Origin of the sequence: Nigerium sp., from assembly GCF_039811905.1 — a bacterium.
Classification (GTDB): domain Bacteria; phylum Actinomycetota; class Actinomycetes; order Propionibacteriales; family Propionibacteriaceae; genus Propioniciclava.
This window is the reverse complement of sequence record NZ_JBDHZL010000120.1, coordinates 1-7,586: the sequence shown is the minus strand read 5'-3', so window position 1 is coordinate 7,586 and position 7,586 is coordinate 1. Positions and strand designations below refer to the sequence as shown.

General features: G+C 74.0%; 6 protein-coding genes. 4 read left to right on the top strand and 2 right to left on the bottom strand.

The features are described 5' to 3' along the window. Together WMJ97_RS13465 and WMJ97_RS13460 are read left to right on the top strand one after the other, a co-directional pair. Positions 1-1,021, top strand: a 1,021-nt coding sequence (locus WMJ97_RS13465; protein WP_347349517.1) for a biotin-dependent carboxyltransferase family protein, incomplete at its 5' end; no start/stop codon positions are given. A gap of 3 nt (positions 1,022-1,024) precedes the next feature. Further along, complete coding sequence (locus WMJ97_RS13460) at positions 1,025-2,782, top strand: biotin carboxylase N-terminal domain-containing protein (RefSeq protein WP_347349516.1); 1,758 nt, start codon at positions 1,025-1,027, stop codon at positions 2,780-2,782. A gap of 18 nt (positions 2,783-2,800) precedes the next feature. On the opposite strand, the gene ggt is transcribed toward WMJ97_RS13460, so the two are convergent. Together ggt and WMJ97_RS13450 are read right to left on the bottom strand one after the other, a co-directional pair. Next, positions 2,801-4,642 carry a gamma-glutamyltransferase gene (gene ggt / locus WMJ97_RS13455; RefSeq protein WP_347349515.1) on the bottom strand — a complete coding sequence of 614 codons (1,842 nt, stop codon included), beginning with the start codon at positions 4,640-4,642 and terminating at the stop codon, positions 2,801-2,803. A 217-nt stretch (positions 4,643-4,859) separates the two neighbouring features. After that, positions 4,860-6,104 carry a cytochrome P450 gene (locus WMJ97_RS13450; RefSeq protein WP_347349514.1) on the bottom strand — a complete coding sequence of 415 codons (1,245 nt, stop codon included), beginning with the start codon at positions 6,102-6,104 and terminating at the stop codon, positions 4,860-4,862. A gap of 52 nt (positions 6,105-6,156) precedes the next feature. On the opposite strand from WMJ97_RS13450, the gene WMJ97_RS13445 reads away from it, so the two are divergent. After that, on the top strand, positions 6,157-6,771 hold the full coding sequence (locus WMJ97_RS13445) for a TetR family transcriptional regulator (protein WP_347349513.1): 615 nt from the start codon (positions 6,157-6,159) through the stop codon (positions 6,769-6,771). A 19-nt stretch (positions 6,772-6,790) separates the two neighbouring features. Continuing rightward, positions 6,791-7,552, top strand: a complete 762-nt coding sequence (locus WMJ97_RS13440) for a sulfite exporter TauE/SafE family protein (protein WP_347349512.1) — start codon at positions 6,791-6,793, stop codon at positions 7,550-7,552. Positions 7,553-7,586: the final 34 nt, after the last annotated feature.

The following is a 7,586-nucleotide window of genomic DNA, read 5'->3' as shown; positions in this document are numbered from 1 at the left end:
CGTCGCCGTCCGGGACGCCGTCGCCGTCCGGGACGCCGACGGTGCGGTCCCCGGGGGTGCGGTCCCCGGGGGTGCGGTCCCCGGGGGTGCGCCCGACGAGGACGCCCCTGGCGAGGCGACCCCAGGTGACGCGACCCCCGGCGAGGTGACCAGCGGCGTCCGGATCGAGGCGACGGGGCTGCAGGCGCTCGTGCAGGACCGAGGGCGTCCCGGCTACGCGGCGCTCGGCGTCGCGGAGTCGGGCGCCATGGACGCCGCCGCGGCCGCCCAGGCGAACGAGCTCGTCGGCAACCCGGCCGACGCGGCGCTCCTCGAATCGCTGGGCGGCGGCCTGCGGTTGGCCGCCGTCGGCGACCAGGTCGTCGCGGTGACGGGCGCGGACGTCCCGCTGGAGGTCACCGGCGCCCCGGTCGCGCACCGTCCGGCGTCCGACCGTCCGTTCGCCCTGCTGGACGGGCAGGTCCTCGCGCTCGGCGTCCCGCGGCGCGGGCTGCGCGCGTACGTGGGCGTCCGGGGCGGCCTGGCCGCGGCGTCCGCGCTCGGCTCCCGCTCGACCGACCTGATGTCGGGCGAGGGGCCGGCGCCCCTGGCCTCCGGGGACGTCGTGCCCGTCGGGACGCCGCCCTGGCCGTCGATCGTCGGGCTGCCGCAGGCGCCCACGCCGCTGCCCGGCGATCATCTGGACGCCCACGTGCGCCTCGGCCCCCGCGACGACTGGTTCACCCCGGACGCCCTCGCCTCGCTCGGCGAGCCGCGCTGGGTGGTCCGGGAGGACTCGAACCGCATCGGCGTCCGGCTGGACGGCGAGCCGCTGCGGCGGTCCCGCGACGGCGAGCTGCCGTCGGAGGGGGCCGTCGCGGGCTCGATTCAGGTGCCGACCGACGGGCGTCCGGTGATCTTCCTGCGCGACCACCCGGTGACGGGCGGCTATCCGGTGATCGGCGTCGTCCGGGCGGCCGACGTCGACCTGATCGCGCAGCTGCCGCCCGGCGCCACCATCCGTTTCGTCGTCGAGGAGTGAGCCATGGCCACGATCCTGATCGCCAACCGCGGGGAGATCGCCGTCCGCGTCGCGCAGGGTTGCCGGGACGCCGGCCACCGCGCTGTCGCCGTGTACGCCGACCCGGACGCCGACGCCTACCACGTCCGCGCCGCCGACGAGGCCTACCGGCTGGAGGGCGCGACGCTGGCCGAGACCTACCTCGACGCCGACCAGCTGCTCGCCGTCGCCCGGCGTGCCGGGGCGGACGCCGTCCACCCCTGCTACGGGTTTCTCGCCGAGCGGGCCGAGTTCGCGCAGGCCGTCCTCGACGCCAGGCTGACGTGGATCGGCCCCGACCCGCACACGATCGAGCTGCTGGGCGACAAGGTTGCGGCCCGCGACATCGCCCGCAGGGTGGGCGCGCCGCTCGTCCGGGGGTCGGAGGGCCTCGTGGCCGACCCGGCCGAGGCGGCCCGCGTCGCCGGCGAGCTCGGCTACCCGGTCGCGATCAAGGCGGCGTTCGGGGGCGGGGGACGCGGGATGCGCGTCGTCCGGTCGGCGGAGGAGATCGAGGCGGCGTTCGCCTCGGCCGTGCGCGAGTCCCAGGCCGCGTTCGGGCGCGGCGACTGCTACCTGGAGCAGTACCTGGACCGGCCGCGGCACATCGAGGCGCAGGTGATCGCCGACCGGCACGGCCACGTGTTCGTGCTGGGCACGCGGGACTGCTCGCTGCAGCGCCGCAACCAGAAGCTCGTCGAGGAGGCACCGGCGCCGTTCCTGACCGACGAGCAGCGGGCGCTCGTGAGGGACTCGGCGCGCGACCTGTGCCGCGAGGCCGGCTACGTGGGCGTCGGGACGGTCGAGTACCTGCTGGGCGCGAACGGCGTCATCTCGTTTCTCGAAGTCAACACGCGATTGCAGGTCGAGCACACCGTCACCGAGGAGACCACGGGGGTCGACCTCGTGCTCGCGCAGCTCGAGATCGCGTTCGGCGGCGAGGTGCCCGTGAGCGGCGACGTCGCGAACCGCGGACACGCGTTCGAGTTCCGCATCAACGCCGAGGACGTCGCCCGCGGGTTCCTGCCCTCCACCGGACGCATCGAGTTGCTCGAGGCGCCGACCGGGCCGGGCGTCCGGCTGGACACGGGCGTCCGCACCGGCTCCGTCGTCACCGGGGACTACGACTCGATGATCGCGAAGCTCATCGTGCGGGGCGTGTCGCGCGCCCACGCGCTGCGCCGGGCGCGGCGGGCGCTCGCCGACCTGACGATCGATGGGGTGACGACCGTGCTGCCGTTCCATCGGGCCGTCCTGGAGGACCCGGCGTTCACCGGCGAGGACGCCCTCGGCGTCCACACCGCCTGGATCGAGCAGGAGTTCGGCGACCGGCTCGCCGCCGACCCGGGCTTTTGGCCCGCGGCGGACGCGGAGGCGTCCCGGCGGGTGCGGTTCACCGTGGAATTGGACGGCAAGGCCGTCCAACTCGGCCTCCCCGCCGCGCTGCTGCGGTCGTTCGGGCCCGACGGGGACGCCGCCGGTGAGGCCCGGCCCGGCGACGGCCCTGGGGACGCGGACGGCGAGCCGGAGGCGTCCCTGCGCGCGCCGATGGCGGGCGTGCTGCAGCGCTGGCTGGTGGAGCCGGGCGCGACGGTGTCCGCGGGCGACGGCGTCTGCGTGCTGGAGGCGATGAAGACCGAGACCACCGTCCCGGCGCACCGCGACGGTGTGGTGGGCGAGGCGTCCGTGGAGGCAGGCGTCCGGGTGGCCGCGGGCGACGCGCTCACCACGATCGAGGGCTGACGGGCGCGCCGATCCCGCTCAGCCGCGCCGGTGCTTGTCCGGGCGCACCACCAGCGCCGCACCGCCCCCGCGGCGCGTCGGCTCGGACACCGCGGTGAGGCGTCCCCGAGGGCCGAACTCGATCGCGGTCGCGGCGCCGATCTCGGCGGCGGAGGTGAATGAGTCCCCGGACGGGTCGAGCTGGTGCCCGAACGCCCCCATCGCCGGGCCGTACTCGGCGATGAACCCGGGCTCGGCGGTGACCTTCGGCGTGTTCCGCTGGGTGGCGCGGGGTGCCGCGAGGGCCCGATCGATCGGCATGCCCAGGTCGATGCGGTTCACCAGCGTCTGGAGCACCGTCGTGATGATCGTCGAGCCGCCCGGCGACCCGAGGGCGAGGAAGGGCTTGCCGTCCTTCAGCACGATCGTCGGCGACATGGACGACCGCGGCCTCTTGCCGGGCTCGAGGCGGTTCGGGTCGGCGGCGTCCCAGACCAGCGTGAAGTCGGTCAGCTCGTTGTTGAGCAGGAAGCCGCGCCCCGGCACCGTGATGGCCGAGCCGCCGGTCTGCTCGATGGTAAGGGTGTACTCGACGACGTTGCCCCAGCGGTCGGCCACGGTCAGGTTGGTGGTCGAGCGGTTCTCGGTGTCGGGCGCGAGTGCGCCGGCAGCCGCGGCGTCGCAGCGCCCGTCGGCGGTGGCGACGTCGCCGGCCGCCACGGGCTTGACGGCGGCGCGCTCGGGGTCGACGTGGCAGGCCCGCTCGGCGGCGAAGGCGTCCGAGAGGAGCGCCCGCGTCGGGACGTCGACGAACGCCGGGTCGCCCACGTAGCGTCCCCGGTCGGCGAACGCGAGGGCGGACGCCTCGAAGTACCGGTGGTAGGCCTCCGGGACCGTCAGCGAGGAGAGGTCGAACCGCTGCAGGATGTTGAGCGCCTCCCCCACCGTCGTGCCGCCGGAACCCGACGGGCCCATGCCGTAGACGGTGTAGCCGCGGTAGGTGCTCGCCGTCGGCGCCTGCTCGATGGCCCGGTACGTCGCCAGGTCGTCGACGCTCAGGTGCCCGGCGGGGGTCGGCAGGTCGCTCTCCCCCGAGACCGGGGGCGCGGTCACGGCCCGCGCCATGTCGGCGGCGAGCGTGCCGGAGTAGAACCCGTCGAGCCCGCGCCGCTGGATCAGCCGGTAGGTGTCGGCCAGGTCGGGGTTCCGGAAGACGCTGCCGACCACCGGAGCGTCGCCGTTCGGCAGCCACAGGTCGCGGCTGGACGTGAACGCCCGGAACCGCGCCGCGTTGTCGAGCGTCTGGCTGCGGAACGTGTCGTCGACCACGAAGCCCCGCTGCGCAACCTGCCGCGCCGGCTCGATCGCGCGGGCCAGCGAGGAGGTCCCCCAGCGATCGAGGGCGAGCTGCCACGTGGCCAGCGTGCCCGGGACGCCGACGGAGAGCCCGCTCGTCACCAGCTCGTTGAACGCGTAGGGCGCCCCGGTCGCGGGGTTCGTGAAGGCGTCCGTCGGCATGGACGCCGGCGCCGTCTCGCGCCCGTCGATCGTGCTCACCCGGCGGGTCTTCGCGTCGTAGTAGACGAGGTACCCGCCCCCGCCGATGCCCGCCGAGTACGGCTCGGTCACGCCGAGCGTCGCGGCCGTCGTGACGGCCGCGTCGACCGCGTTGCCGCCGCGAGCCAGCACTGCGAGGCCGGCCGCGGACGCCTCCGGGTCGACCGAGCTCACCGCCCCGCCGTAGCCGACGGACGTCGCGACCTTCTGGGTGTGCCGCGTGACTTCGCGCGGGGGACGCGCCTCGGCCGGCGACACGAGGGCGGCGCCGAGGGCGAGGCACGCAGCGGTGGCCGTGGCGAGGGCGCGGGTGAGGGGCCTCATGGGGAACCTCCGTGGGTCGAGGGCTGGAGGGAGGGCGCAACGGGGTTGCTGCGACCCACCTTCACCCGGAGAGGCGCCCATGTCCAGCGTTCTCGGCCCCCGTGGCGAACGCTGGGGGCCGGGTCAGGGCACCTGGAAGGCCGTGTCGCGGGCGTCCGTGATCAATATGCGCCCCGGCGTGCCCGAACGCGATCGCCGGGGCTGACGCGGACGTCCGTCACCCCAGCCGCATCGGCAGCCCGTCGCGCGGCCGCATCGCCGCATAGCCCCGCGCCCGGACGCGCCCGGCCTCCAACTGGTACCCGCCCCGCGCCAGCAGGGTCGCCAGCATGACGGTCAGCTCCGTGGTCGCCATCGTCGACCCCAGGCAGCGGTGGCCGCCGCCGCCGAACGGCAGATACTCGGACGCCGGCCGCGTGGCCCCGCATAGCCACCGCTCAGGCCGGAACGCCAGCGGCTCGTCGTATACCCGCGGGTCGCGATGCGTCGCGTACGGGCTGTAGAGCAGCATCGTGCCGGCGCAGACCCGGCGCCCCTCGACGGTGAAGTCTTCCGCGACGTAGCGCGCCGACACCACGGCCGGCGGATAGAGCCGCAGCGCCTCCCGGACGATCGCGCCCACCCACTCCATCTCTCCCATCGCGGACGCCGTCAGGCCGATCTCGCACGCCCGGGACGCCTCCTCCGTCGCCCGGCCGACCAGGTCGGGCCGGACCGCGAGCCCGTACAGCGTCCAGGCCATCGCCGCGCTGGTCGTCTCGTACCCGGCAGCGATGAGCGTCACCATCTGGTCGCGGATCTCCGTCTCGCTCAACCCCGGCCCGGACCCGTCCCGGCCGTGCACGAGGGTCGACAGCACCCGGTCCGGCGGCGCGTCGCCCGCCCGGGCGCGAGCGATCTCAGAGCCGATGAAGGCGTCCAGCTGTCGGCGCACCGCCATCGCCCGCCGCCACCGGGGCGTTCGGAGCCGACGGTGGACCGCCACGGTATCCGGGAGCAGGTCGGTCAGGTCGATGAGTGGCTTCAACAGGTCGCCCATGTCGTCCGCATGCCCGCCGACGCTCTCTCCGAAGAGCGCGCGCATGGTGGCGCGGCGGATCGCCGCGCGAAGCACCTGGTACCCGTCCACGAGCTCGCCCGGCCGCACCGCGTCCAGGGCTTCGGCGGCGGTGCGCGCGATCGCGTCGACGTACCCGTCGACGTGGCGTCGATCGAGCGCGGGACGCACCCACCCGCGCCGTCGGCCGTGCGCCTCCCCGTCGGAGACCACGACGGACGTCTCGCCGTCGACCGGAATCAGGCTGGCGAACGCCTCGCGCCACCGAAACAGGTGATCGTGGCCGAACACGAACTCGTTGGCCCGCGGCCCCAACAGGTACACGTAGCGCCGCCCCAGCCACCCGCGCCGCACCGTCGCGCCCCGCCCGGCCCGGAGGAGCCAGTCCCCCGGTGCGAAGTTCACCGTCGGAAAGAAGTTCGTTTCCACAGTCGTGGAAACTATTACGCTCCTCGCCATGACGCAATCAGCGGCCGCGGGGCCGGAAGCGCGCCCCGCGAGGGCGCGGCTCATCGACGCCGCGATCGCCCAACTGGCCGCCGAGGGCATGCGCGGGCTGACCCATCGCCGGGTCGAGCAGCGGGCCGAGGTTGCGCAGGGCCTCGTCAAGTACCATTTCGGATCCCTCGACGGGCTCATCGCGGCCGTCCTCACGCACCTCGCGGACGCCGAGTTGCCCGACGTCCTCACCGTGGACGACCAGACGCGCGCACTGGCCGACGCCGGACGCCCGCCCACCGCCCTGTTCGCCCAGGCGCGAGCGGTCGCGGACGCCGTGCGTGCCCGCCCGGACCTCGCCCGGGCACGCCTCGAGCTCTACCTCCACGCCTCGCGTCACCCGGAGTTGCAGGGCATCGTCAAGGCCGCCCGCGACCGGTTCGTCGACCGGATCGCCGCATCGCTCGACGGACCCGACCCCGAAGCCGGGGCGCGCATGATCGTCGCGCTGGTGGATGGACTCCTCCTCGACCAACTCTCCGCGCCAGAAGCGCTGGTCGATGAGATGATGCCCACGTACTGGCTGATCGCCGGTGCGGCCGCTCGATCGGTGCCGGCCCGCCCCTCAGCCTGACGAATCGGCGAGGAGGGTGATGATCGATCAGGTGCTCGCCTACGGGTGGCCGGCGCTCGCCCTGCTCGCCTTCGCGGGGGTGATCGTCGGCTTCTCGAAGACGTCGTTCGGCGGCATGGGCGCGATCGCGGTCGCCATCTTCGCGCTCATCGTGCCCGCGAAAGAGTCGACGGCGACCGTCCTGCTCCTGCTCATCCTCGGTGATCTCGTCGCGATCAGCCGTTACCGCCGGGTGTCGTGGCGGTTGCTGCTCCGGCTGGTTCCCACCGTGCTGCCCGGGCTGTTACTGGGCGCCTGGTTCATGAACCGCGTCGACGACCTCGCCATGCGGCGCACCATCGGCGGCCTGCTGCTCGCCATGGTGCTACTGCAGCTCGTGCAGCGTCTCCGCCGCACCCCCGACGTCAGCGAACTCGGCGTCCAGACGAACTGGGCCAAGGCGGGGGCCGCCGGCGTCGCGGCCGGATTCACCACGATGACCGCCAATGCAGCCGGCCCCGTCATGGCCCTGTATTTCTTGGCGGCCCGCATCGAGAAGCGCCGCTTTATCGGAACGAACGCGTGGTTCTTCGCCCTCATCAATCTCTCGAAAGTGCCTCTCGCGGCCTCCATCGGGCTTTTCACACCGCGCGGGCTCACCCTCGACCTCGCCCTCATCCCGTTCGTCCTGCTGGGCACCGTTCTCGGGACTTTCGTCATCCGCCGGGTCAGTCAACGCCAGTTCGAGATCGTGACGATGCTCGCCTCCGCGCTCTCCGCGCTCGTGCTCTTGTTGCGCTGACGAGCCCACGCAGAACGCCGTTTCCCATCGTCGC

Bases quoted from the DNA above. Each gene is read 5' to 3' on its own strand.
- WMJ97_RS13460 (WP_347349516.1), top strand. From the start codon at position 1,025: ATGGCCACGATCCTGATCGCCAACCGCGGGGAGATCGCCGTCCGCGTC.
- WMJ97_RS13440 (WP_347349512.1), top strand. From the start codon at position 6,791: ATGATCGATCAGGTGCTCGCCTACGGGTGGCCGGCGCTCGCCCTGCTC.
- ggt (WP_347349515.1), bottom strand. From the start codon at position 4,642: ATGAGGCCCCTCACCCGCGCCCTCGCCACGGCCACCGCTGCGTGCCTC.
- WMJ97_RS13445 (WP_347349513.1), top strand. From the start codon at position 6,157: ATGACGCAATCAGCGGCCGCGGGGCCGGAAGCGCGCCCCGCGAGGGCG.